Source organism: Paenibacillus sp. NPDC058367 (assembly GCF_042723305.1).
In the GTDB taxonomy this organism is placed as follows: Bacteria; Bacillota; Bacilli; order Paenibacillales; family Paenibacillaceae; genus Paenibacillus_AQ.
In genome coordinates this window covers 491,553-515,755 of the sequence record NZ_JBHXIZ010000002.1, presented here as the reverse complement: position 1 = coordinate 515,755, position 24,203 = coordinate 491,553, and the positions used below count along the sequence as shown (strand labels likewise).

Genomic DNA, 24,203 nt, shown 5'->3' with positions numbered 1-24,203 from the left:
AAAATGCTGTTTCGTTCCGAGTCTTACGGACACTGGAGCTGCTATTTGGTAAAATATGATTATTCCCTACTTATCGGCCCCAGTTCTTTTAACTGTATTTTATGTCTTCATCGAATTGCCTATTTTTCATCGCCATAATCTATTCACCAAGCTTTCGGTGATGGTAAATCAATTAAATTTATTATAGAAAAGATTTTCGCTTAATACCCACTAACATTCTTATCAATCTTAGTTTTCTGCACTATCCTGCCCGTTAACTTAATAAAAACAAGGAACACTGCCGAGGCAAACCGTTCCTTGTTTCGTTCAACTATAGTCCCCCAATGCTTAAATATGGTGCTATCTGATGAATACGCCTTCTAAGAAACACTAACATTTCTTTTACTTAATTTCTTAAATACCGAATATTCCTTATTGGACTTAATAAAACTCAATATCTTTTCGGCACATTCTATTGGATTCATCTCTTCAGTATTTACTTCAAGGTCATATTCATCAATGCAATATACTGTGCTGAACTGTGAAGCTGCTAATCCAATTTTTCTATCTCCTCTTGCTTGCTCTCTTCTTATGAGTTCTTCTTTCGAGCATATTACACCTATAAATAACGTAGGCTGATCGAAAAATTGATCAAGAAACTCATTAAACCTCTTGTCATTGTCGATTACGGTATCTACTATTACATTAAAACCCAATTCTGATAACAATTTAATTGTCGAATGGTACACTGAGAATATGGAATCATCAAGTATTTGTGAGACAACTTGATGATCTATTTCTCTTGGAGGTTCATCTGGAAATTTATTATTAATAAAATCATTGTAATTATTAAAAAAATCATCAATTGATAAAAGATAAAAAGGAATCTCTTTCTGATTTATCAGTTCAGTCGATATGGAGGTCTTTCCAGAACTTGAAGTTCCATTTAGATAAACTAATATCCCTTGTTTCAATTTAATCATCCCTTCAAAAACGTATTTTACAGATAACGTTATAATCACAAAGTTCATAAAATTATCCAACTCATAAAATATTCGAGAAACGATTGAACTATCCTGCCCGTTAGTTGAACAAGGGGCTACCTCTCGGCAGCCCTCTCATTATTGAACTATAGTTTCCCGTTAGGTTAACCGCTTTTTGCTTACTATTGGGAACAACCCTAGATTTTATTTGAACAAGATTGAGGTATCACGAGAATCAAAAAAGTACAAACGGACGTTGATGCTAACTAAATATTAGGACTCCAAATATAATAGTCAGTACCACAATAACTGTCAATGAGGCTACTTTTGCATAACGAATTGCCCCCTCAGATACTTCAGGTTCTTCTTTATACATCCATCGTTTCCCCCATAATAAACTATCCTCAGGACAAAAATAGGTCCATATTAATACTCCATACATAGGAATCATAAAAATAAAAAACAAATAAATTCCAGCTATCTTTTCCACTACATCACGCTCCCTCTACCATACCCCAATAATGGATTGGACAATTCTTATGGCCTCCAATAAGTAGGATTTCGTCTTATTTAAATATACCATATATTGGAACCACCCTGCCCGTTCAATGAAAAAAGCAGGATACCGTAGCTCCTGCTCATCAATGTGTATTATTGAACTATCGTGTCTCGTTAGTTGAACGAAATGCACTGTTTGGTCACTATAAAGTCAGTTATTGGAGGCATAAACATAATGAAACTCTTTGAGGTTGCCTGTTATCTTGTCGTATAGAAATATTAAGCAAAAAGAATGGCTGTCGAGCCTTTCTCGACAGCCTGACAAGGAACCAAATGCGGTTCCTTGTTTTATTTATATTCCATAACCCAGTACTTCTCTTCTCCCAGACGGCCTTCCTCAACAACCTTCTTCCATCCGTTGCGTTCATAAAAGGTCAATGCCTTATGATTTTTAGATACGCATTTTAATCGCATCGGTTTATTCATTTTAACGTCAGCTGCTTGCAGCAAACGACTGCCGACTCCTTTCCCTGAGCAATCAGGGTGAACAAAAAGATTATGAATGAAGTTATCCGGCAAATACAAGGAGGTAAAGCCCATAAGGATACCGGCCTCTTCTACTACGATGATGAATTCGTCCTCCGTATGCTTGTCGAAATCCTCCAAGGTCATTTCAATAATATTGTCCCATACGAAGGTATTGTGCCGTGATTCGAGATACAGCTTTCTTAGTTCAGGGTAATCCCCTTCATGAGCCTCTCTAATATTCAATTGCTCACTCCCTCTGCACTGAAATTTTGATGTGATGTATGCCCCTTTTTCAAATATTCACCATTAATACCCAACTATTCTGCACGTTAACTAAACAGGCTGCCGATCGTGCTGGAAGCCTAATGATGTACTATACTATCGTTCCCCGTTAGCTTAATCAAGGATATAAACATACTTGGATGAAACACTCTGTTTCATCCCTTAAATCGGGTGGGATTATAATAGTGAAATGAACATAAAGTGTGGGATTCATCTAATGATTTTACTTATAGGTGAGATCCACCGCTTGCATCGAGCAATTGACCAGTTACCCAACGGCTGTCCGACGAAGCGAGAAAGGTAACAATATCCGCTACATCCTCAGGTTCTCCCCACCTGTTGAAGGTTGAAAGACCGGCCGCATATTTTTGTCCATGGGGATCTTGCAACGTCCCGGCATTCATCTCTGTGTTAATAATGCCGGGCTGGATGGCGTTTACCGTAATATTGCGGTTACCCAGTTGTTTGGCCAGAAGATGCGTAAATGTATCGATGGCCCCTTTCGACATGCTGTAGGTGAACACACTTGGAGAGGCTACGCGCGTCACAAAGGATGAAATATTAATAATGCGCCCCCCGTCTTTTAGACGCGGTAAAGCTTGCTGGGTAACAAAAAGCGGTGCTTTTACGTTAATCTTCATCACCTCGTCAAAAGATTCTTCAGTTGTCTCTTCTAGGCTAACTATTTGACCGATTCCAGCATTGTTGACAAGAATATCGAATCCGCTACCGCCCGTACGTTTCCGAATGTCATCATCCAGTACCGAAAATAAATCATGAATGCCATCGAGAGTGCTCAGGTCAGCACCAATTGCGCACGCGTTACCTCCGCTTTGCTTGATCTGGTGAACGACTGCCTCCGCTTCATTTCGTCTTTTTCCATAGTGCACGACGACAAATGCGCCCTCTTGTGCCAGACGCAATGCGATGCTGCGGCCAATTCCTCGGCTCGCTCCAGTTATTAAAGCGATTTTACCTTCCAACTTACTCATGCTTTCATCTCCTTGTCCGAATTCAGATATAGTTATATCACAGGATAACATTTGAAATGTTGCTCTCTCATTCGGTTACAAGGGGATGTCTTTTGGTAGGTTCTCCGTGCTTATTAAACTATACTGCCCTTTAGTTGAATAGCGGCAGATTTCTAAAAGGGATCTGCCGCTATTATATGCTAAAAAAATCGTCGATACATTTCTCTCCTGCGGTCGCCACGAAGTTGTGCGTATATTTGCGTGGTTGAGGCTTTCTCATGACCCAACATACCTTGGATGAAATCCAAGGGAGCACCGTTATCAAGGAGTTGGCAAGCATAGGTATGTCGAAAGCGATGCGGATAAACATTCGTTTCAATCTCTCCTCGATCTGCAAGTCGTTTTAATGCCCACCTTATTGTAGGAATAGCCATGCGTTTAGTTGGGTTGGTATCCATTACGAATAAGGCTTTACAGGTATCTCCAAGACTGGTCAGGTACTTCCTTAACCATACTTTGCACTCTGTCGTAAAGTACACTTCTCTCTGCTTGGAGCCCTTACCGTTTGGGAGCAGCTGCCCATAGCGGTCTGCTCTATGGTTGTTTGAACTATCGTGTCTCGTTAGCGCAACGACTTACTCTGTTGAATTTCGTGTTCCTCAACATAAAGCGGCATCAGAGAAGGCGGATCGTACCTTATCGCGGCCTTTAAACGACAAAATGGTGCCGATAGCCATAGCCCCATAGCCGCAACGAAATAATGAGCCTAATCCGACAGTGCCCGCATGATGTTGGATTTCGCCTCTGCCGCAATCGCTTCATTCCCGTCATCGACCGCTTGCATTAAGATCAGTATGGGGATGTATACCGCGATCAGCCGCGCCAGCAGCTTCGTTTCCTCGTCCGCTCCTCCGTACGTTTCGAAAAACACGCCACGAGCGTAAGGTGGTAAAAAGCTATAAGCAACGCTCAAATCGCAAGCCGGATGGCCTACGCTCAGATCGCCCCAATCAATGATGCCGGAAACGATCCCGTTCTCATTCACAAGCATATTTTTGAAATGAAGATCGCCATGTAGCAGTGCATTCACCGACTCGACACGGTCCTTTTGCAGCCTGCTAATATACGCTTCGATCACACCGGACTCCTCCGGCGACAAGTGTTCAACCACCTTCGATAGAAAGCCCTCCAATTTCACTTTGCGCGATGCTATGTCCGTCAAGTTTCGATGATCTTGCTGAACTCCGCACTTCAGCGCCGCCTGCACCGGAAACTCATGCAATCTCCGCAAAAATTTCGCCAGCGTCTCTGCCGATAAAGCCCGGCGTTCTTCCGTCAAACCGATTGGGAAATCTCCTGGCACGTAGGCATAGCCAAGAAATGGTGCCGGGTATTCGTCACTTGCTTCGCCATAAAACAACGGTTTCGGATAGGGGATGGTCATATATGCCTCCAGCTTCGGCAGCAGCTTCCCTTCCATATGAATCGAGCCAACTGCAATCGTTCTTCTTGGAAACCGGAACACGTACTCGTCACCGATGAGAAAAACCGTATTGTCCCAGCCCCAGCCCAATCGCTTCATTTTCTTCGATGACAGCTGAGGGAATTGTCTGCCGATCAGCGTCCGCGCCTGCTCTTCGTTAACCTCCCACTCCGCATCCCATACATTCGTTCCTCCCATGAAATGTCTGCCTCCTCGTTCCTTACGTTATTTAGATGTTTACATTCCCTGGTAGTTACGCATAACTGCCCGTTAGTTGATTGCATATCAGTATTATTCTACATATTACCAGTCGAAATCATTATGCAAAATGTACTCTTCTGGTTCCAATTCTATTGCAAAACTTTCGCAGATTATATCTTGTTCTGCATATTCATTACCATTGTCTATACCCAAATAGATATGTAGGAGTTCTTTAGTTCTTTATGTTTTTGTGCTCGTTCGGGAACTCTTTGTAGGATACTTGAAGTTTTGATAACTGCGGAGCGGTAAAATTCACTCCATTCATCAAATTCCATCCAATAAGGTAGTTTCGCATATACCACACCTGAAAATTTTAGCCTTGCTTCCCTTACTTTATAGGTAAAGCTGTGCTCACTTCTATCTACTCGCTCAATTACATTAAGAAAGTAAAACTCAACGGTCTTGTTTTGGTGGTCAATAACGAATTTCTTTATGACTGAATCATACAGTTGTAAATCATCATTACCTTTGTAATCTTCAATGTTCATATTTTCTCCTTATTTATCCATTTGAAGATTATGACCTAATTTTTGGAAATCTAGTGTCACTTTTATTTACAGATAACTGCCCGTTAGTTGAACAAAGGGCTACCTCTCGGCAGCCCTCTCATTATTGAACTATAGTTCTCCGTTAGTTTAACCAATTTTCGGATTCACCAAGTCTCTAACATCGAATGCCGAAAGAGACTTTAAACCAATTTTTTTAAGATAAGATAAACGCAGTTCTAGATCATTAATCAATTCGCAATAATTATCTAACACTTGCTTGTCGAGACAATTTCGTAATTTCTGGAGAAACAATAGTGATTCTGAAATCGGCATTCTCAACACATCTGAAAGGGAATTCCCCATAACCAAGCGTTCCTGCTCCAACAAGCATTCGGTACAATTTGGGCACTTATCATGTCTGGAGAATAATTTTATCGCCCAAAGGTTTCCTTTACTAGTTGTTCCTGCATCACGCATATATTTCAAATCGAAAACGCATCCACGATAATAGTTTCTAAGTTCCTTTTTCTTGTGAACGTATGTTACAGGTTCCTTATCATATCCATAAAGTAAAATATCAGTAAATCGCTTATCCTGCTCAGCAAGTGGCCGTTCAAAGTTAATTCCGATCATTTTAGCCAATTCTCTGATCTTTACAACAGGTCCGCAGTTAGTACCCGCCCATAAAAGCACAGCTCCTTTTTTAAGCGAGAGTTCAGTTGCGACCATACGACTTGGATCTATATCACCAATGACAGTGCCTATGCCATTACATGTAGGGCATGTTGGAGTGCTTTCTAGTAAAGACCAAGTGCCGTCTTTCTCCTTGGCCTCCCCAATATTCGCATACAATGCCGAAAGATGTTCTAACACTCCAGTAATTGTACTAACAAGGGATCCTCTTTTGGCGTTAAACTTTTTATGGGAAAGAACAAATTCCAATTAAAAAACCCCCTTTGGCTGTTTGCTCGATACCCTTTAATCATACTAATTACTTGTTTCTGTGTAAATATTTCCCTTAAAACTTTCCTACCCAATAGCTTAATGAGGCCGCCGTTCTTGCCGGCAGCCTCGTCTTATTTGCTGGCCTAAACTAACGTCTCCCGTTAGTTCTAAACGGATTGTTTGGATAGATCATGGTCTCGATATATGGTAAAAACCCGATTTACATGAAATTTGTTCTTAGTCTAATTGCTTTTAGTTTTGGAATTTCACTATTAATGAAATTTTCTAGATCTATTGATAGTTTATGAATTCCGCGAAATATGAATTTACCTTTTGATTTAGTATAATTGCAGAGAATTATTCTTGGATTAAACAACCCAGTTTTCAAGTCCATTTCATCAATTTCAATTTCTGCAATTATAAAATCATTTGATATTCTGGGTTCACCAATAATTCTCAAAATATTGCCTCCTTATTATTATTGACTTAAAAATCCGCCAAATAACTATGCTCTCCTGCCCGTTTACTTCAACGAGCAACGGCAACCGATCGTGTGGCCGGCTACCGTCATGTCTGGTGCTATCGTGTCCCGTTAGTGTAACTTCACCTAGCTGAGTTACCTTTTCGATTACGACTATCCTATGTCTTTTTGTCAACAATGACCACAATGGTTTGAAGTCAAGAGTGGGGCAACCTGTTCCGCTTCCGGCCATAAACACAAGTGTCTTTCCTCCATTCCCTTCCAAAAAAAATGCATTTCAAGGCCATTGACGTTGACAAGTTTTCCTGGCGCAGAATGTATTAATTCCTTTTTCATCCCTTATCATATTACATATTATGTATTATTTGTAATTACTTTCTTATCAAAAATATGGGAATGCTTTTTTGAATAATGTATAAAATTATTAAACTTTTAGGAAAAAAGGTGAATAAGAATAACGCTTATTTTGTATAATTTTGATAAATAACCTGTGATGACATTGCAGTTAATTCACAGATTGTGTACCCTTTGGTGATTAAATCGTGAATTATATACATACCAATGAAATATCCGCTTAAAGGATATTCGGTAGCATCATCACCACTCCACATAAAAAACTGACTCATTTTCTCTGCGGTCAAGGGTGTCCCAAATTCGTTTACAACCGCCTTTTCTAACGAATTTTTATTATTCATGAGTTTCATTGTTTTATTTATTGGCAATCCCATTACTTCCGCCACTATCTCAATAGTTAAGTCAAAATCACAACTGCCATATTTGAAAGCGACAGGACAATAAGTGCCCAAACCTTCCGATATTACCCGTTCGGTGAAGTCAAACATATCTATGTTTTGTAAAATAGCACCGCGCACCATATGATTTAGTTCATGCGGAATTAATGACTCGACGTTTGATTCACTTATATTTCTGTCAATTCCAATGTAAGCATAGGGGTTTCCGTGATTAACCGGAAGCGCAACGCCTCCGTGCATACCTAGGTCAAGCCCAATGTATAAATCAAAACCGCCATGATAATTCAACAATTTAATGGTTTTATTCACTGTCTTGACAATCTTATCAACAATACCGTTATTTATATTTTCTTTCGCTTTCGCAAGACAAGAATTAAAGTCACACTGTTCTATCATTGATTGCAAATTGCTAATATCAGTCATATAAAAATACTTAAAAATACCGTCATATAAATCTGGATATTTTTCAGTATAACACTTATAAGCGTTAAATTTGCCCTGAATTTTTGACATGTCTCACATCTCATTGTAGTTGTCAATCATTTTTATTATTCTCATCTAAACAACTCCCAAAATATAATTTTAAAATTTCCGAATAGACAGCATCGTAGTCATTTCATTCCTCCAAAGATTGGATATTTCACATTAAATATTCGTGGGAAAGTAATCCATTCCTTTTTTTGGAATTGTGATAAACTGCCCTTTAGTTGAATAGCGGCAGAATTCTAAAAGGGATCTGCCGCTATTATATGCTAAAAAAATCGTCGATACATTTCTCTCCTACGGTCGCCACGAAGTTGTGCGTATATTTGCGTGGTTGAGGCTTTCTCATGACCCAACATACCTTGGATGAAATCCAAGGGAGCACCGTTATCAAGGAGTTGGCAAGCATAGGTATGTCGAAAGCGATGCGGATAAACATTCGTTTCAATCTCTCCTCGATCTGCAAGCCATTTTAATGCCCACCTTATTGAAGGAATAGCCATGCGTTTAGTTGGGTTGGTATCCGTTACGAATAAGGCTTTACAGGTATCTCCACGACTGGTCAGGTACTTCCTTAACCATACTTTGCACTCTGTCGCAAAGTACACTTCTCTCTGCTTGGAGCCCTTACCGTTTACGACTATAGAGCAGTTTTCCCAATTGAGATCCTCGATGTTTATCCTCTCTACTTCCCCGACTCGACAGCCAGTACAATAGAGAAGCTCAAGCAGCGCTCTTTCTCTTAATGTTTGGCCACGAGATCTTAAGATGAATAACATCTTCCTCGACTAAAAACTTAGGAATTCGCTTGTCCAATTTGGGTTCTCTTAGTTTTAAAGAAGGATTTGAAGTCAGGTAAGTCTCTTCATACGCATAGCGAAACAGGGATCGGACGAAACGAATTCGATGCCCTAGGCTGCTTGGCTTCAAACGTTCTGCTTGTTTCGCCAAATATTGCTTCAGCATTGACAATGTAATCTCCGCTATCTCGGGATCACCTAGTTCCGTCATTAGCATTTTGTTTTGGAGGACGTAGGCGTTCAATGTTCTCGGACTATATCCTTGAATTCGTTTATCAGCCTCATATAGATGCCACAACTCACTTAACTTCATAATAAAACCTCCCCTTAGAAGCTATTACAACTAGGTTTGCTTCTAAAGGGAGGTTTTAATCTTCTAACCTGCTTGAGCTAGCGTTCCTCGTTAGCTTAACGGCATGACGCACGGGTCCGACGGACTTCGCCATTGTAGAATTGTCTGACTGATAGCTCTTCCTATTGATGCTTCGGACAGAATCAAGGAGTGAATGCGACTCAGCATACGGTGTTACAGGATGTCAACGCCTTCTTAGAGTTACTACTATATAAATCACAATAATAAAGTATCGATAATTTGATGAAATTTCATTCTATCCTCGTCTAATTCAGATATTCCATATCCTTTCATAAATTCAACTATTTCTTCTTTCCTATCTGTATAATAAGTAAGACTTTTTACAAGATAATAAATATCATAGTATGGATCTGATATCCCTGAAGCTCCTAAATCAATAAATGCTTCAATACATCCATTATTTATCATAACGTTTCCAGAACCATAGTCACCATGAGTAAAAACTAGTTCCTCTGTCGACGCTTTATTCATTTCCAAAAAATCAATTAGTTGCTCAATAGTATGGTTGGGAAATGAGTTATTAATAGCCTCTATGACTTCATGTTTTCTCTCATTAATATTGTTTTTGACCATATCAATCAGTTTTTCTGGCAAAAAATCATTGAAAAAGCAATTATCAATGGGAACATTGTGTATTGTTCTTAAACCTTCTCCTAAAATATAGCCTAGACTTTTATCTCCCTCTTCCTGCTGGTATTCTTCCGCAGTACAACCTTCTATATAGGTCATAACTAAATATTCCTTTCCATTCTCCTTCTGATAACTTATTACTTTAGGAGAAGGAATCACATCATTTACCCATTTTAGTCTTTCTGCTTCGTCCATTAAACTTCCAGAATCTTTAACGTTTTTTTCTTTCAACACATATTTTACAGAATTATCAAACTCTAAAATGTGCAAAGATTGATAATGTCTTCCTTTTTCAATGATTGTAGTTTTAAGTAATTCTGACTGATTTACTAATTTACTTGGCATTGAGAATCGGTTATTCATCATTTTGTACTCCTCATTTGTGTATCTTGGCGTTATTTCCAATATCGTCTTATCACGGACTCTATAAATAATTCATATGTAGAGTATTCGCGAAACTTTTCAACTAACCTGCACGTTAGTTGAACAAAGGGCTACCTCTCGGTAGCCCTCTCATTATTGAACTATAGTTCCCCGTTAGCGTAACGTCATTTCTCCATCTACAACGGATTTTCACAACTCCACTCGCATACCAGTCTTCCGAAATTATCCAGATACTTAGCCAGATATTTTTCAAGATTTTTGATTCCTATAATATTAATTTCATGAATCGATTCGACAAGTTCGTCGTCTGTAACATCCCATTCATTTTCTAGATACGTTGTGGGTACCTCATATTTCCTTAAGTAAAACCTAGCCGATTCAGGTTCTAACTTATTTAAGTATTTCTGTTCAATAATAACCTGTACTTTTACGAAAGCTCGATTCATTTCAGTGTTAGCTTCAAGTTCACAAGCAAGGCCAACCCCAGTCATTAAATTGTTAATTTGACGTGTATCGAAGACCTGCACCTTTCACTTCCTCCTTTTCCTAATTAACTCTTCAACGTGTGTCATGGGATATAATCCCAACTCATTTTAGATCATATTGGTAGTATTCTATCCGTTAACATAACAAGAAGCAGCTGGTCCTCAAGGCAGTCTACTTCTGCCTGTATTGAGCTATCGTTCTCAGTTAGATTAACTGCACCTACCGTAGCCGTCTCCATTCTTTAGGAACATTTAGCCATATGGCGGGTACAAAACATGGGCTAAACCGCTCATCTTCCTTAAACTGATTAGTGTAGACTAGAATAGAATCATTTATTGAGGTTATTTCAGTAGGTGATATATTGCCCTGTTCTAATTTTTCGTATATACCATCAGGTAAATCAGAACTTTCATAATCTACACCCATTTCACTAAACCAGCCCTCGAAATGAATGCTTTGGGTACCTCCCATTCCATGAGGACATCCATAAAGATTCCTATTCTCATCTGTACATGGCACCACCATGTTACACCATTAATTGCTATCCCGACTTGTGTGAGTTCAAATACTAAATTTCGAATATATCTAGAGTCAGTTATTATGTCGATATAACGATGTCCGACAGGTTGTGCTTTATTTCTTTCAAGTATATCTTCAACTTGTTTCTGTTTGCCTTCTTGATTTAACCTTAAAGACCCCAGATAATTCATGTTTAGCACTTCCTGACTTATAGATTTTTATTTGTATTTATTCGATTACTCATTCAACTATCCTGCCCGTTAGCTTAATCACTAATCGGATTCATTTACTTTAAAAGAAGTGATTCAATAAATAACTCTATATCAAATGGTTCAGTCGTTGTTTCGTATCTGCCATATATATGACCGTTTCGATCAATTAAAAACTTTGAGAAATTCCACTTGATCCCGTCACCGGCATATATGTCCGGATACTTTTCCAGCAGAAAATCCTGCATCCATTGACCGCCTGATGTCTCAGTATCGAATCCTTGAAATGGTGCTTGCTGTGTTAAATATTGAAATAAAGGATGAGCAGTCGGTCCCCTAACCTCAACTTTCTCGAATAAAGGAAACTTAACTCCAAAGTTGCTCTCACAATATTCACGTACTTCCGAGTTACTCTCTGGCTCTTTCTCGTTGAATTGGTTACAAGGAAAACCTAGTATTTCAAACCCTTGTTCATGGTGAATTTCGTAAAGCCTTTGAAGATCAGGTAATTGGCGAGAATAACTGCATCTACTGGCAGTGTTCAGAATAAGCAGAACTTTTCCACGATAAATTGACAATTCAACAGGCTCACCCTTAATTGACTTCGCTTGAAAATCATAAATAGACATCAGACCATTCCTCCGCAGTATTATTATAAATAACATAATATAGCTACAGGCTTTTATTGGTCTAATATATAAAAGAAATAATCTTTATAGAATGAACCTATAATCAAATATTACCTTAGGATATTGCCCGTTAATTTACTAGAAAAGAGGAGCTACCATATAGGAAGCTCCTCTACTTATTTCCCCCCAACAAAATCCGTTTCTAAATTCATCATGAAAATAGTACATCCTCTCAGCTCTGGGGCTTATCCTAACTCGCTGGAGAACTTTTTTTATTACCTATAGTCAATTGAACGATAATCTGAAGCACGATGATTACAGCCAAACCATAGAATGCTTGGACGAAGCTGCCCGTTGCATCGTGGAGCCAGCCAATGGCTAGCGGCCCAAGCGCTCCGAGAATGTAGCCACCTGATTGGGTCATTGCGGACCAGCTACTGGCTTCCTGAGCATTGCTTGTTTCATCAATGGGTAACATCAGTGCAATCGGGAACAGTCCACCTGCTCCAATACCGAGTGGAATCGCCGCGAGCCAGGGGCTAACGGATATGTTCAGCATCAGGACACCCATCAACTCTAATAACGCACACCCAACAAGCCAGAATACACGTCTTTGGTAACGGTGTACAAGCATGGGAATGAACAACGTAGAGGGCAGAGATATCAATGTAAATAAGGTTTGGATGTTGCCGGCCGTCTCTTGACTATACCCCTGGCTTTGGATTGCTGGCGCAAGCCAAGCGGTCAACGAGTAGAAGATCGCTGCCATCAGCCCGAAGAATAATGTCAGCATCCAGGCACGCTTGTTGTTCACTGGAAGTGGTGAATTAAGTACACTCGAGATTTTACCGGATTGTCGATCTATGCGCGCAGACCAGGCTAATCTCAACCAGATCGGCAATGCAATGGCTGCGAGAAATGCCCATACAGCCAACGAGCCCCTCCACGAACCACCCAGCGTATGCTGAAGCGGAACCGATAATCCCACACTAATGCTGGCCCCCATCACCATCGCTGTAGAGTAGATGCCCACCATAGCTGCCACTCGGTCAGGGAAGTACTGCTTAATGAAGCTGGATAATAGCGGCCCTGCCAATGCAATTCCTACACCGGACAGAAAAGAAGTGAACATCATCAATGGAGTTGTACCAACAAACCATCGTAATCCAGTACCTAACCCAATGAGGATTAAAGCCAGAACAATTGCGCCCTCATTCCCCCACTTTCTGCTTAATCTTACGGAGAACGGAGCAAATATGCCCATGCATAATACCGGAAGTGTGGTTAACAGACTGGCGGTAATCCCGCTTATACCCAGATCATTCTGTACGGTGCTCATTAGAGGTGAAATGGATGTAATAGGTGGTCGTAAATTCAGTGAAGCCAGGATAAGCGCTAGGACGATATAAAAAAGTTTCATTATGAATCACCTCATGGTAGTAGTATCGTTACATTCACCCATCATCCTATTTTTTAACGACAGATCGTTGGGTGGTGCACGATTAAGTATAGAATCTTTAGAATGATTGAACAATACTATAGTTTCTATTAAAATGATTACTAAAACCAATGATTAGAGGGTATACATATGGAGATTCGTCAGATGGAAAACTTCATTGCTGTTTGTGAGGAGCTTCATTTTACACGAGCAGCTGAGAAACTCGGCATATCTCAACCTACGTTGAGCCAACAAATACGCGCGCTCGAGGATGAACTCGGTGTTCCCTTATTTGACCGAGTCGGCAAAAAGATTGTGATGACCCAGGCAGGAAATCTGTTTCTGGAGCACTGTGTACAGATGATTCGGCATTTACAGAATACCCAGGATGCGTTAGCTGAACTCCGCAATGATCAACGAGGTCGCTTAGTAATTGGTGTTCTTCCTTCCGATCTGGACTATCGGCTCACTCCATTGCTCGTGAATTTCCATGCACGATTCCCCAAGGTACAACTGAAGGTTATCTCTTCGATCTATGTCTTGAATCAAGTGCTCGATAATGAAGTAGACATCGGTATCGAGATCACGTCTGCTCCTGATGATCGGCTTGTACGCATTCCTTTGTGCAGTGAAGAATATGTACTCGTCGTTTCCGAGAATCATGATTGGGCTGAACGAAGTACGATCGGAATCCAAGAACTGCGAAATATCCAAACTGTGATGTTCCCCGAAGGATTTACAGGCAGAGAACTGGTTGATGGCTATTGCCGTAAATCTGGATTCAGTTTAAATACGATCATGGAGACCAGTTCGGCTACTTCCATTATTAGCTTGGTTAAAGCCAACGTCGGAGGAACATTGCTGCCTTATCGTTTGATCCAAGCGATGGATGAACCAACTCTACGCTGCATCCGAATTACAGACGATCCGCCATACCGTCACTTTGAGATCATTCATAGGTCCGACCGTTTTCTGACAAAATCGGCCAAGGCATTTATTGAGAACACTATCGAGTATTTCAATTAAGAGTGAATTGCGATATAGAGAAGAGAAGTTACTAAGGAAACCGCATAATGCATGACAGAAATGTCATTGCGGATTCTTTTGTAAGATTCGCTTCTGCTGCCAGAACTAGAGTATAGTAGGAGTTGTTAAAAATATATTCAGGAGGCTATAGCCATGCCACAGGAGATCTGGATTAACCTGCCGGTCAAAGATGTTGAGAGGTCAACTGCCTTTTTCAATGAGATTGGATTCCATGCAGTGAGCGTTGGTAACGAGAGAGCCAAGCTTGACATAGGCCAAACAACGATTCTGCTGTTCCCGGATGCAGCGTTTGAGAAATTCACAGGTTCTAAAACCGCAGATACTTCCCATAGCGCAGAAGTAATATTCTCCATTGGCGCTGAAAGCAGAGAAGAAGTAGATGCCTTTATTCAAAAAGTAGAGTCTGCCGGAGGAAACATCTTTGGCAAGCCGAGTGAAACTGACGGCTGGATGTACGGCGCAGGATTTGCCGACCTGGACGGTCACCGCTGGAACCTGCTGTACATGGATGAGAGCAAAATGCCTAAAAGCTAATATGAAAACGCCGGTCACCTGTTTAAGGTGACTGGCGTTTTTTCACACCCACTATAATCTCATATCTGTAATTCAAATCACCTGGGTTAACCTATCGTTTCTTTGACCAATAAAGAAGCATATCCTTTTTTTCTTAAATATAAAGGGGTAGCAATTGAACCAATCCCTTTTACAATTTGGTCATCAGAAAGATTTAGATCATATACGATGAGGGAGCTTAATAGTTGCTTTGTATCTGTTGCTTCAAGAACGTACCACTTTCCCTTTTTATACTTTTTGGAAGCCTGGCACATAGTTATATATTCTTCATATGGCAGATTATCTCCCCAAACATCATAGCCCATCTTATAAATTTCGATCATTTCCTCTTTTGTTGCTTCCCTAATTTTTTTCAAAGTACCTCTCCTTTTGTTTATGCGGTTATAGATTCTTTTCGACAATAAGCTTATCATGATCTCTTTTCTTCTGAAGCAAAACTGCTCCCAAAATATCTGGGCTAACGTTCGCCGTTCGTTGAACAAACTACTCCCAGTAAGGAGTACCACTAAAGAGAAATTCTTCTTTATTTACATATCGCTTAAATTCCCGACTTGCTAATTTACTAATGTGACTGGGTAACCACTCATTAGATTCAGGCAGCCCAAGCCAAAAATTCATTGTTTCGAGTTGGGCTGCTACAAAGAAACCTTCCAAACGTTGAACATAGTTATGAGGCAGGTCGAATTGTTTTGCGTATGATTCTAGCAACTGGTTTCTGAATGCTGGGTGGATATAAGAAAGTGTCCAACCTAAATCGAATAAATAATATCCGAACCCACAAGCTCCAAAATCAATAGCTCTAGCTTCTTGTTCATGAAACACAAAATTACTTGGAATCAAATCTGCGTGAATTATCCCCCAATTGCCTGGTGTTCTTTCTATGTCGTTCATCATTAAAATTGCACACTCTCCGGCCAATTGCAGAATTTCCACATCATTTTTATCGAGCTCACCAGCGTTAGCAAGCTGTTTTAGCTTTTCTAATGATTGTGAAATTCTAGAATTATCAAATGACGGTCGAGTAAATGATGACGGAATTTTCCAAAAAGATGATTGTTTATGAAGCTTTCCGATCAATTCGCCTACGCACTCGGCATCATTGACTGTTGGAACAAATTGTTTTTGATCACCATCTACCCATTTTAACAATGTACAGTTTATGTCAGCTATCTTAGTAACATATTCACCAATGTTATTTTTTATAGGTGATGGCAACACCAGATTTGTATCATTTGTTAATGATTCCAGCCAAATCATTTCTGAATGGATGACTTTTTCCTCAGACCAAATACTTTCCATCGAATCATTTTTTGATAGATGTATTCGCAAACTATAACAGTTACTTTCCTTATCTGTCACTTTATAGATGGTGTTTGCATTTTGTCCAATATGAGCTATTGATTGATAAGTAATTGGATAACAAGTTAATGCTTCTATAGCAATATTCTGAGTATTTAGCACGGTATCTTCTCCCCTTGAAACAACCGAATAAGGACATCGTACCATAATATTTTCCAATAGTTTGAGAGAGAACACTTATATTTATATTTTATCCATCACTTAGTTTATTAAGATAACCTGCTCATCTATATGTATTATTCAACTATCGTGTCCCGTTAGCTCAACGGAACTTCGATATTATTGTTATTATCTGATTTAGGATGAAGTCGATTTTCTATTACAAAAAAATGATTGAAAATACCTACTACTCGTACTTTATTATCTGCCTCTCCAAAAATTTTTGTTTCTGTTGTCATAAAAATAATCTGATGTGTGAGACTTGATGATTTCAAGTCATTAATAGTATGAAAGCAATTTGAGCTTTCAGAACTGTCACATTTAAGACCGTGAACCTTATGGAGGTAATTATCATAATCTTGACTACTTGGTTTTGTATAAGCCATCACAAATAATAATATGGAAACTATTAGGGAAGCATATTTCTTCTTGATAAAAAGCACCTCATCTCTTATGGATAATCGTACAATATAATACCGCATTTAACTGCCTAATAGTTCAACAAGGCAACATCACGCTCTACTGCACGTTAGTTGAACAAATAAAAAACGGCTGCCGAAGCAACCGCTATTCCACTAACGTTCCCCGTTAGTTCAATAGAATTAACAGTTTCAGTCCGATGATATCCTCTTGTCTATGATTCAAGCCACCACTTTCAATCCTATGATAAAATACTTATAAATCCCACTATAGCCAAACGGCCAAAGCGGATATAATCTTACTCTAAATTACTGGAGGTAGCGCTCCGTACTCGGCCCACTGCTCTTTTGTCGGGCCGTAAAGATCCGGCACACGAAGGCCTGCCTGACGCATCAGGACTGTCATCTGACCACGATGATGAATCTCATGCTTTACGAGAATATCCAGCATTAAGCCGTTTGGCCATTGATCACCATACATATCGCTCATGATAAGCAGATTCTCATCTTTCCAACTGGACTGTATAGCATCAAGGAGCGCTTGTGAGGTCCTCTTATAGACTGACGCGATGTCTGCTGCCGAAGCTGGCACCGGCATATCTTCGCTCGGTCCTTCGAAAGACAGTCCCGTCCGAGATGGCATTTCGTGCAACGTCTGTACAAGGTGCCATGCAACACGTCCAAGCGTTCTATGATCGCTTGTTATCTGTTGGCCAAGAGACTCGTCGGTCAGGATCTCCAGTGTCCGCATTGTTGCTTCCGTTTCATTCTGCCAAGTTGCGGCAAAATCTTTAATGTGTTTATACATATCCAACATCTCCTTTTTGTAATGGAATCAAGTTTATTATACCGAACACTAGTTCGTAAGTAAATATTTACATTTACTTACGAACTACCCCCGTTAACCAAACGAAGCTGCCGAAAATCATTGTGCTAATCCCGAAATGTAATTAACTACGTATGGTTAATACTTTTGATCATTTTGTTTACGCTAGCCTGCCCGTTAGCTTAATGAAAAGAGCAGGATACCGAAGCACCTGCTCATCAATGTATATTGTTCAATTGTCGTTTCCCGTTACATTAAAACCTAAATCGAACTGAATGCAAACATTATTTCAGATTCGCATACCAATTCATTATTTACCGTGGCGACTCCCTTTCCGTTGACGATTTGTCCCTTGATTCGAATTACATCAAATACAAGAAGGAGTTGGTCTCCTGGTTTTACTTGTCGTTTGAAACGACAATTATCAATACCAGTCAGTAAGCCTATTTTATGATTGTTGCTTTCAACGTTAGACATAGCGACTCCACCGACCTGTGCCAGTGCTTCTACAATTAAGACTCCAGGCATTACGGGATAGTCAGGGAAATGACCGAGAAAATAAGGTTCATTAATGGTTACATTTTTAATCCCAACAGCTCTCTTCCCCACATTAATCTCCAATATCCTATCGACCAAGAGAAATGGATTCCGATGAGGAATAATCTCTTTAATTCTTTCAATATCAATCATGGATTTGCCTCCCTAATCGGTTTATTACCATTTTATCGCCTTTGGGTTAAACTGGCCCGAAAAAAACTCAACATAACTCTTATTAAACTATCCTATCCGTAAGCGTAATAACTGCTCGAAATCAATAACCAAAGGGTATATACTCTCCATTGAAATGATAACGGTAGCCGTTATCTATTCGGACATATCCGAGTATACAATGATCTCTACCCCTGAATGAGACACTAGAGTAGTTTTTATTGTCTTTATTACCTTCAGCAATCAAAATTCCATTGTCTTCACAAGCTAAAACAATTCCGATATGATCGTGAGAATTATCGGAGAGAAGCTTATCGAAAATAACAATATCACCACGTGCCGGATTAAATTCTTCTTGTTTAGCGTCATAGAAAAATCTAGTTTCGGGCAGCTGAGCCCATTCCAACCACGCACCAACCCCAGCTAGACGATACATTCGGTTAGGATATCGAATTGGAAGAAGTATTCCAACCTGCATACAGCAGTAGTATACAAATGCAGCACACCAGTTACCTTCTAGTACTTTATAGATATCAGAGTCCGGCCAATACTTGCAAATTTCCCGATAACGTTCATCTTCCGGTACCCCGATTATATTTTGCTCTGCGAGCTTTTCCGCAAAATCAGCCAGCATAAGTCGTCTGTCTTTAGTTTCTCTATTTAATGCCTCCACATCTACGTTAAATTCTGTATTTACATTTTCCTCCGGAATCCCTAATTCAATAAATACATTTTGTAGTCTATGTATATCCGTCTTAAGCAAATGATTTCCTGTATTTTGAAAGTACCTCTGCAATAAAATAGCGTCTTTAATAACTTCCTCATCTGGCCCATGAACCCGATTTCTATCTTCTTGATAAAAGATTGATCTAAGAATTACTGAGATCTCTTCGTCGGTAAAGATTTGAGTGCTACGTATTATAGGTCTTACCGCGTCTGCGCTATTGTGACCAGGAAAGGTATTTATTCCAGTTTTATAGAAATAAAAATCGTGTAGCATCCCCGCGATCGCAGCTATTTCCGAATCTTGTCCTCTTCTCATAGCGAGTATCGAAGCGAAGGTAGACACTCCTGAAAGATAAGCCCAAGCTTCCTGATTCTTGAAGCTGCTCTGCATTTCACAAACAAGGGATCGAACAATTTCAAGACGCTTAGATTTCTTCTCACATATCATAATTCATTCCCCAATCCCCGAACTAACACAAGCTTATGTCCGTAGCCTCTCTGTACTCATAAAACTAACGTTTCCCATTAGTTCAAGTAAGTTTTTTTTAAATGTTTGTATAGATCCATGTGAGTCTTGCTGTACTAGTTAATCCGTATCCGTGCAATCCAGTACAGACTTTTGACATCTATGACTCCGTTACCAACTCCTTTACTTTAGATGCAAAAGTCTCCCAGCTGTATCATATCCTACATTAAACGTCCACCCGTTAGATCTAAGCTTTTCACCTAAATAGATGTAATCGGCGCGTTGCTTATCATTTAGGTTTACATCTAAAATCTCGTCACCAACCTTGAACTCGTTCATGTAATCGTACATTTTCATAAGGATATCTTCCTTATCTCTTTCCATTCCACTGTGTAAGATAATTGAATCGATGGCATCATCTAGTTTCTGTGTAACAAGAGTTTCATTATTCCAATTATGATCTTGTTGATACTGTATAGTTGCTTCAAGTTGAGCTAAATCTCGGTGAATGTTAGCATTCAATAATTCATATTTCAATTCTTGATTTCTGCTATCCTTTTTCTGATTCATAAAAAAGACAACATTACCGTTAGCTCAACGAGTCATTTGAGGATATATCTCGCTAGGTGGTCTGCTCAATCGAGTGTCCGGTTTATAATATTTTGTTACCCAATGGTTTAATGACTTTGCTTTGAAACCAAGACTCTTATACAATTTTATTGCAGGATTGCCTTTCACAACCCCGAGTGTCACGTTTTTCCCACCTCTTCGCACAATTTCATTTACAAGAAATGAAATAAAAGCTCTTCCGTATCCTCGTGATTGAAGATCTAGATGAACGGACATATGACTCAGTTCAACCCCGTCAATAATTCCGACTGCTGCTATTTCACTATCAATAAGCATCACGAATCTATTGCTTCTATCTTCGGCGAATCTCATCCGCTCCGTTTCGTTAGGAGGATAATAGTAAGACGGAAGAATCCCCACGCGTTCATGCATTTCGTAAAAAGCTATTTCGCAAATGTTATGACATATTACATAATCATCATCTTCGTATTGCCTTACAGTAATATTAGTTTCAGGAAGAAGTACACCTTCACGCTCCATGATAAAGGATGAATAACTTATGTAATACCCATGCGCATTTTGTTACTCTGTTGAAATTTTCAGTTGTTCCATCTGCATTCACCTAATACGTACTCTATAATAATTAGACCATAATTTACAATAATAGATTTCTCTATACTACCCGATTAGTTGAACAAATAAAGTGGCTGCCGAAGCAACCGCTATTCCACTATCGTTCTCCGTTAGCTTAGTTTCTAAAATACAAATTCTGTCTCGTTGTTTTCCTTATCAAGATATATAACCCTACAGGAATCTTTCCAACTATCCCAATTTAATACGCTATCAACATCCACACGGAATAATTCATTATATGGTACATTCATAGGATTAGAAAAATCATAAAAAACAAGTTCATAGGGGCATGCCCAATAGCATCCATCAATCACTATTAGTTTTTTTTGTTGAAAATATATTATTTCCCCCCAGCAAAATCCATGCCCTTTATAAGCCTCTTCGGGAACATAATGATTGGTTTCTTTATTTGATAAATTAACAATTGAATACCCCTGATAATCTAACCCACACAACAGATATTCTGTGCCATTTACCTCCAACCAACTGAATAAGAATGGGTCATAATTTCTATATATTATGTCGATGATTTTATGCTCACTATCCGTAACAATCCCTTTTGTGTAATTATGTCTGATAAAACCTTCAACATGGTTATAGTGATGGATTTCAAGTTTGAACTTTCCTGAAGTTGAATGAATAATTTCAGTTTTCTCAGAGATGTAAAATTCATCTTGAAAATAGTACATCATCTCAGCTCTTTCACTGAGAAACTGTGAGTCCTCAACAATATTCCTCAAATTCTTTCACCTCGCTTTAGTATTACAAATTGTACCATATTTTCAGACAGGCTATTACGCTATCTTGCCGTCTAGTTGAATAAAGGCGGACTCTAAGGGGGAATCTGCTAGGATCACCAAAAATCCCCTCGACCTGAGGGGATTTTTCCTATTACAATGCATTACGTCTCTCCTAACATTTCCTACAAACGCTAATAATAGATGAAGATGACGGAGAGAACGGCTTTTTATCCCAGTCAGCATATTGATGTTCGACGCGAAAGCCGTGACGGATTAATAAAGATTGCAGCGTAGCCTGATCTGTGAATCGACAAGCAATTCGGGAAGTCGTTCGTTTATCTCCCCAATCACGAATCGTGACCCAATGCATGATATGCTGGCTAGCATCGTAACATTGTGTGCCTGATACCTTGACGTTTTGCCCATCCTTATCAATAAAGGACCCCCATCCTGTCTCCTCTTGATCGGATAAATCCGTTCCCTCCGGATTACGGGTCTCGAATGCAAAGATTCCATGGGGTTGTAAATGTTTGTGAACGGTAGTAAGTAAATCGCTTTGATCTTGATCACTTAAGAATGCCTGAAATGCATTGCCAGTCAAATAGATCATCGAAAATCGCTTGTCCGATTCGAAGGTACGGGCATCGCCTTCCATAAAAGTAACAGTCAACCCTTCCGCCTTCAGCCGCGCATATGCGAGCATCGCCGAAGAGATATCTACACCAGTCATCGTTATGCCGGCTTTCGACAGGGGTATCGTTGTTAAGCCTGTACCACAAGCAAGTTCTAACACTTCGCCAGGACTCGATCTTGCAAGCTCAAGATAGAACTGATATTTGTCCATTTCACCGTCAAATTCAAGATCATAATTTACCGGATCCAGATATTCTTCAAGATTGCTATGTTCAATCAATGCCATGCCCCCTCTTTCATTTCAATGTTACATTGGAGAAAAAATAATTTTCATTAGGAAAAACTGTACTTATATAGACTCAGAAAGGATAATCAAAATAAAACCCTCTCGATAACCCTCGTACTTAATAGTATTATTTTACTATTTATTCGATAAACCGTTTGGTAATTCATAGTTATAATCAATTTTTATCGAACCTTACATAACTACTTTTTAAGTCGATAATCACTACTTTATCCTGACCGCGATAGAATAATTAGAGGCCGACCCAACAAAATGGTCATCTTTTTTTCATATTCGGTATAGCATCTTTCTTTATTCGATACAGGTGATCGAGTAAACGATATCTCGTTCCCATCTTCAAGCCGAAACTGGTTCGCAGACACCGTGTCGGAACAATAACCGGGCCAGATGACGCAAAATTATTTCGACTGCGGTACCATTCCGTTAACCTGCTGTTAGCTTAAATGAAAAAGAAGAGCTACCATATAGGAAGCTCCTCCACTAACGTTCTCAGTAAGCTCGATGACTTATCTAAATCGGAATAAAATTCTGCTATCGACACAAATATCAGAATAGGTGGACTCCACCTCTACCGGAAATTTTCTACACACTCATGTAGAAAGGCGTCTAGTGTGCGTGGCTCTCTGCCGAGCAAGCGCTTCACAGTGTCATTTGGACTTTCTGGCACCATCCTAGACATGGTTTGAATTTCCACAACGTGGTTCGCGAGCCAAGGAGGCAGATTCCCGTGCTCGATAAGATTACGGAGTAGTACTTGGGGTTCCAAGTTGATGTAACTTATCGGCCGATTAAGCAGGGCAGATAGTCGACTCGCGATCTGGGGATAACTGAAAATCTCCGAACCAGTAAGCGTATATATATGGCCTGATACCTTGTGGTTGGTCAGAACTTCTGCGGCAACGTCTGCAATATCGCGACAGTCTATAAAGTTACACGGTGAAACGCCCATGGAGCCGAAGAAAACATTTTGGGTTGTGATCGTTGGTGCAAAGCGCCTTAAATTTTGCATGAACGCATAGGGGCGCAATACGGTGTGGGTGAGACCCGATTCTCTCAGCGTGTTCTCAATTTCTTGATGCCAGCCCGCCACTGCCACTGGAGAGCTCTGCTCAAAGGCTGGACTGGATATTTTTACGATGTGTTTGATTCCAGATTCGGCGGCAATCTGAATGATAGAGGTTTCCAATTCGATTTGTCTTGGACTGTTGGACATGGCAAGGAAGAGCTGGCTAGCATCTGTAAACGCGCGGCGCATCGATGTGGGGTCAGAAGCATCGACAAAAGCGACCTCGATAATTGATCGGCCTTTTTCTCCGATCTGATCACGTAACTTCTCTGGCTCTCTGCTTAGCGCCCTGACAGGTACGCCAAGATCAACCAACCGTTCCAAAAGCGCACTACCTATCGTACCTGTTGCTCCCATAATAACTATCATTTT

The 24,203-nt window shown here is 39.8% G+C and carries 30 protein-coding genes; 2 read left to right on the top strand and 28 right to left on the bottom strand.

Annotated features, from left to right (window positions below):
• Nucleotides 1–359: 359 nt before the first annotated feature.
• From ACFWMP_RS13040 to ACFWMP_RS12960, 17 genes are all read right to left on the bottom strand, one after another.
• The gene (locus tag ACFWMP_RS13040) at nt 360–953 is read right to left on the bottom strand and encodes a chloramphenicol phosphotransferase CPT family protein (protein ID WP_379424303.1); all 594 of its coding nucleotides are present in this window, start codon (nt 951–953) and stop codon (nt 360–362) included.
• Nucleotides 954–1,224: 271 nt separating this feature from the next.
• On the bottom strand, nt 1,225–1,452 hold the full coding sequence (locus ACFWMP_RS13035; RefSeq protein ID WP_379423878.1) for a hypothetical protein: 228 nt from the start codon (nt 1,450–1,452) through the stop codon (nt 1,225–1,227).
• Between the two features lie 356 nt (nt 1,453–1,808).
• Complete coding sequence (locus tag ACFWMP_RS13030; protein WP_339265345.1) at nt 1,809–2,231, bottom strand: GNAT family N-acetyltransferase; 423 nt, start codon at nt 2,229–2,231, stop codon at nt 1,809–1,811.
• A gap of 266 nt (nt 2,232–2,497) precedes the next feature.
• The gene (locus ACFWMP_RS13025) at nt 2,498–3,262 is read right to left on the bottom strand and encodes an SDR family oxidoreductase (protein WP_042189178.1); all 765 of its coding nucleotides are present in this window, start codon (nt 3,260–3,262) and stop codon (nt 2,498–2,500) included.
• 179 nt (nt 3,263–3,441) lie between these two features.
• Entirely contained in the window at nt 3,442–3,780 is a 339-nt protein-coding gene (locus tag ACFWMP_RS13020) for a tyrosine-type recombinase/integrase (RefSeq protein WP_379423877.1), read from the bottom strand.
• Between the two features lie 227 nt (nt 3,781–4,007).
• Nucleotides 4,008–4,922 (bottom strand): phosphotransferase, encoded by a 915-nt coding sequence (locus tag ACFWMP_RS13015; RefSeq protein WP_379423876.1) that lies wholly within the window; start codon nt 4,920–4,922, stop codon nt 4,008–4,010.
• A 206-nt stretch (nt 4,923–5,128) separates the two neighbouring features.
• Nucleotides 5,129–5,473, bottom strand: a complete 345-nt coding sequence (locus tag ACFWMP_RS13010) for a hypothetical protein (protein ID WP_379423875.1) — start codon at nt 5,471–5,473, stop codon at nt 5,129–5,131.
• A 147-nt stretch (nt 5,474–5,620) separates the two neighbouring features.
• Entirely contained in the window at nt 5,621–6,415 is a 795-nt protein-coding gene (locus tag ACFWMP_RS13005; RefSeq protein WP_379423874.1) for a hypothetical protein, read from the bottom strand.
• Between the two features lie 223 nt (nt 6,416–6,638).
• Nucleotides 6,639–6,878 carry a hypothetical protein gene (locus ACFWMP_RS13000; RefSeq protein ID WP_379423873.1) on the bottom strand — a complete coding sequence of 80 codons (240 nt, stop codon included), beginning with the start codon at nt 6,876–6,878 and terminating at the stop codon, nt 6,639–6,641.
• Nucleotides 6,879–7,360: 482 nt separating this feature from the next.
• A complete protein-coding gene (locus ACFWMP_RS12995) occupies nt 7,361–8,164 on the bottom strand; it encodes a DUF2268 domain-containing putative Zn-dependent protease (protein WP_379423872.1) in 804 nt (267 codons plus the stop codon).
• A 239-nt stretch (nt 8,165–8,403) separates the two neighbouring features.
• The gene (locus ACFWMP_RS12990; RefSeq protein ID WP_379423871.1) at nt 8,404–8,913 is read right to left on the bottom strand and encodes a tyrosine-type recombinase/integrase; all 510 of its coding nucleotides are present in this window, start codon (nt 8,911–8,913) and stop codon (nt 8,404–8,406) included.
• A complete protein-coding gene (locus tag ACFWMP_RS12985; protein ID WP_379423870.1) occupies nt 8,858–9,247 on the bottom strand; it encodes a site-specific integrase in 390 nt (129 codons plus the stop codon). The genes ACFWMP_RS12990 and ACFWMP_RS12985 overlap by 56 nt, the downstream gene beginning before the upstream one ends.
• A 255-nt stretch (nt 9,248–9,502) precedes the next feature.
• A complete protein-coding gene (locus ACFWMP_RS12980) occupies nt 9,503–10,303 on the bottom strand; it encodes a phosphotransferase (protein ID WP_339241933.1) in 801 nt (266 codons plus the stop codon).
• 194 nt (nt 10,304–10,497) lie between these two features.
• Nucleotides 10,498–10,848, bottom strand: a complete 351-nt coding sequence (locus ACFWMP_RS12975; RefSeq protein ID WP_379423869.1) for a hypothetical protein — start codon at nt 10,846–10,848, stop codon at nt 10,498–10,500.
• Between the two features lie 375 nt (nt 10,849–11,223).
• Entirely contained in the window at nt 11,224–11,517 is a 294-nt protein-coding gene (locus ACFWMP_RS12970; RefSeq protein ID WP_379423868.1) for a hypothetical protein, read from the bottom strand.
• Nucleotides 11,518–11,612: 95 nt separating this feature from the next.
• On the bottom strand, nt 11,613–12,164 hold the full coding sequence (locus ACFWMP_RS12965) for a glutathione peroxidase (RefSeq protein WP_379423867.1): 552 nt from the start codon (nt 12,162–12,164) through the stop codon (nt 11,613–11,615).
• 250 nt (nt 12,165–12,414) lie between these two features.
• Nucleotides 12,415–13,584, bottom strand: a complete 1,170-nt coding sequence (locus tag ACFWMP_RS12960; RefSeq protein WP_379423866.1) for an MFS transporter — start codon at nt 13,582–13,584, stop codon at nt 12,415–12,417.
• A 183-nt stretch (nt 13,585–13,767) separates the two neighbouring features.
• Between ACFWMP_RS12960 and ACFWMP_RS12955 the strand changes: the two genes are divergently transcribed.
• On the top strand, nt 13,768–14,628 hold the full coding sequence (locus ACFWMP_RS12955) for a LysR family transcriptional regulator (RefSeq protein WP_379423865.1): 861 nt from the start codon (nt 13,768–13,770) through the stop codon (nt 14,626–14,628).
• 153 nt (nt 14,629–14,781) lie between these two features.
• Nucleotides 14,782–15,183 (top strand): VOC family protein, encoded by a 402-nt coding sequence (locus ACFWMP_RS12950; protein WP_042189208.1) that lies wholly within the window; start codon nt 14,782–14,784, stop codon nt 15,181–15,183.
• Nucleotides 15,184–15,269: 86 nt separating this feature from the next.
• Here the strand turns inward: ACFWMP_RS12950 and ACFWMP_RS12945 are convergent, their stop codons facing one another.
• The 11 genes from ACFWMP_RS12945 to ACFWMP_RS12895 form a co-directional block, all read right to left on the bottom strand.
• Nucleotides 15,270–15,578: a GNAT family protein gene (locus ACFWMP_RS12945; protein ID WP_339241945.1), complete on the bottom strand. Its 309-nt coding sequence runs from the start codon at nt 15,576–15,578 to the stop codon at nt 15,270–15,272.
• 127 nt (nt 15,579–15,705) lie between these two features.
• Nucleotides 15,706–16,740 (bottom strand): phosphotransferase enzyme family protein, encoded by a 1,035-nt coding sequence (locus tag ACFWMP_RS12940; protein ID WP_379423864.1) that lies wholly within the window; start codon nt 16,738–16,740, stop codon nt 15,706–15,708.
• Nucleotides 16,741–16,838: 98 nt separating this feature from the next.
• Nucleotides 16,839–17,126: a hypothetical protein gene (locus ACFWMP_RS12935; RefSeq protein ID WP_379423863.1), complete on the bottom strand. Its 288-nt coding sequence runs from the start codon at nt 17,124–17,126 to the stop codon at nt 16,839–16,841.
• A 337-nt stretch (nt 17,127–17,463) separates the two neighbouring features.
• Nucleotides 17,464–17,967, bottom strand: coding sequence for a DinB family protein (locus ACFWMP_RS12930; RefSeq protein ID WP_379423862.1), 504 nt, complete (start codon nt 17,965–17,967; stop codon nt 17,464–17,466).
• A gap of 279 nt (nt 17,968–18,246) precedes the next feature.
• Entirely contained in the window at nt 18,247–18,675 is a 429-nt protein-coding gene (fabZ, locus tag ACFWMP_RS12925; RefSeq protein ID WP_379423861.1) for a 3-hydroxyacyl-ACP dehydratase FabZ, read from the bottom strand.
• Nucleotides 18,676–18,796: 121 nt separating this feature from the next.
• Entirely contained in the window at nt 18,797–19,867 is a 1,071-nt protein-coding gene (locus ACFWMP_RS12920) for a CHAP domain-containing protein (protein WP_379423860.1), read from the bottom strand.
• A gap of 201 nt (nt 19,868–20,068) precedes the next feature.
• The gene (locus ACFWMP_RS12915; protein ID WP_379423859.1) at nt 20,069–20,455 is read right to left on the bottom strand and encodes a hypothetical protein; all 387 of its coding nucleotides are present in this window, start codon (nt 20,453–20,455) and stop codon (nt 20,069–20,071) included.
• A gap of 24 nt (nt 20,456–20,479) precedes the next feature.
• Nucleotides 20,480–20,995, bottom strand: a complete 516-nt coding sequence (locus ACFWMP_RS12910; RefSeq protein ID WP_379423858.1) for a GNAT family N-acetyltransferase — start codon at nt 20,993–20,995, stop codon at nt 20,480–20,482.
• Between the two features lie 215 nt (nt 20,996–21,210).
• Nucleotides 21,211–21,828 carry a hypothetical protein gene (locus ACFWMP_RS12905; protein ID WP_076301148.1) on the bottom strand — a complete coding sequence of 206 codons (618 nt, stop codon included), beginning with the start codon at nt 21,826–21,828 and terminating at the stop codon, nt 21,211–21,213.
• A gap of 172 nt (nt 21,829–22,000) precedes the next feature.
• The gene (locus ACFWMP_RS12900) at nt 22,001–22,747 is read right to left on the bottom strand and encodes a class I SAM-dependent DNA methyltransferase (RefSeq protein WP_256716446.1); all 747 of its coding nucleotides are present in this window, start codon (nt 22,745–22,747) and stop codon (nt 22,001–22,003) included.
• Nucleotides 22,748–23,333: 586 nt separating this feature from the next.
• Nucleotides 23,334–24,200, bottom strand: coding sequence for an SDR family oxidoreductase (locus ACFWMP_RS12895; RefSeq protein WP_379423857.1), 867 nt, complete (start codon nt 24,198–24,200; stop codon nt 23,334–23,336).
• Between the last annotated feature and the right edge of the window lie 3 nt (nt 24,201–24,203).

Coding starts and splice junctions, on each gene's coding strand:
- ACFWMP_RS13025 (WP_042189178.1), bottom strand. CDS start 3,262: ATGAGTAAGTTGGAAGGTAAAATCGCTTTAATAACTGGAGCGAGCCGA.
- ACFWMP_RS13015 (WP_379423876.1), bottom strand. CDS start 4,922: ATGGGAGGAACGAATGTATGGGATGCGGAGTGGGAGGTTAACGAAGAG.
- ACFWMP_RS13010 (WP_379423875.1), bottom strand. CDS start 5,473: ATGAACATTGAAGATTACAAAGGTAATGATGATTTACAACTGTATGAT.
- ACFWMP_RS12995 (WP_379423872.1), bottom strand. CDS start 8,164: ATGTCAAAAATTCAGGGCAAATTTAACGCTTATAAGTGTTATACTGAA.
- ACFWMP_RS12990 (WP_379423871.1), bottom strand. CDS start 8,913: ATGTTATTCATCTTAAGATCTCGTGGCCAAACATTAAGAGAAAGAGCG.
- ACFWMP_RS12985 (WP_379423870.1), bottom strand. CDS start 9,247: ATGAAGTTAAGTGAGTTGTGGCATCTATATGAGGCTGATAAACGAATT.
- ACFWMP_RS12980 (WP_339241933.1), bottom strand. CDS start 10,303: ATGATGAATAACCGATTCTCAATGCCAAGTAAATTAGTAAATCAGTCA.
- ACFWMP_RS12970 (WP_379423868.1), bottom strand. CDS start 11,517: ATGAATTATCTGGGGTCTTTAAGGTTAAATCAAGAAGGCAAACAGAAA.
- ACFWMP_RS12965 (WP_379423867.1), bottom strand. CDS start 12,164: ATGTCTATTTATGATTTTCAAGCGAAGTCAATTAAGGGTGAGCCTGTT.
- ACFWMP_RS12960 (WP_379423866.1), bottom strand. CDS start 13,584: ATGAAACTTTTTTATATCGTCCTAGCGCTTATCCTGGCTTCACTGAAT.
- ACFWMP_RS12955 (WP_379423865.1), top strand. CDS start 13,768: ATGGAAAACTTCATTGCTGTTTGTGAGGAGCTTCATTTTACACGAGCA.
- ACFWMP_RS12950 (WP_042189208.1), top strand. CDS start 14,782: ATGCCACAGGAGATCTGGATTAACCTGCCGGTCAAAGATGTTGAGAGG.
- ACFWMP_RS12935 (WP_379423863.1), bottom strand. CDS start 17,126: ATGGCTTATACAAAACCAAGTAGTCAAGATTATGATAATTACCTCCAT.
- ACFWMP_RS12930 (WP_379423862.1), bottom strand. CDS start 17,967: ATGTATAAACACATTAAAGATTTTGCCGCAACTTGGCAGAATGAAACG.
- fabZ (WP_379423861.1), bottom strand. CDS start 18,675: ATGATTGATATTGAAAGAATTAAAGAGATTATTCCTCATCGGAATCCA.
- ACFWMP_RS12920 (WP_379423860.1), bottom strand. CDS start 19,867: ATGATATGTGAGAAGAAATCTAAGCGTCTTGAAATTGTTCGATCCCTT.
- ACFWMP_RS12915 (WP_379423859.1), bottom strand. CDS start 20,455: ATGAATCAGAAAAAGGATAGCAGAAATCAAGAATTGAAATATGAATTA.
- ACFWMP_RS12910 (WP_379423858.1), bottom strand. CDS start 20,995: ATGGAGCGTGAAGGTGTACTTCTTCCTGAAACTAATATTACTGTAAGG.
- ACFWMP_RS12900 (WP_256716446.1), bottom strand. CDS start 22,747: ATGGCATTGATTGAACATAGCAATCTTGAAGAATATCTGGATCCGGTA.
- ACFWMP_RS12895 (WP_379423857.1), bottom strand. CDS start 24,200: ATGATAGTTATTATGGGAGCAACAGGTACGATAGGTAGTGCGCTTTTG.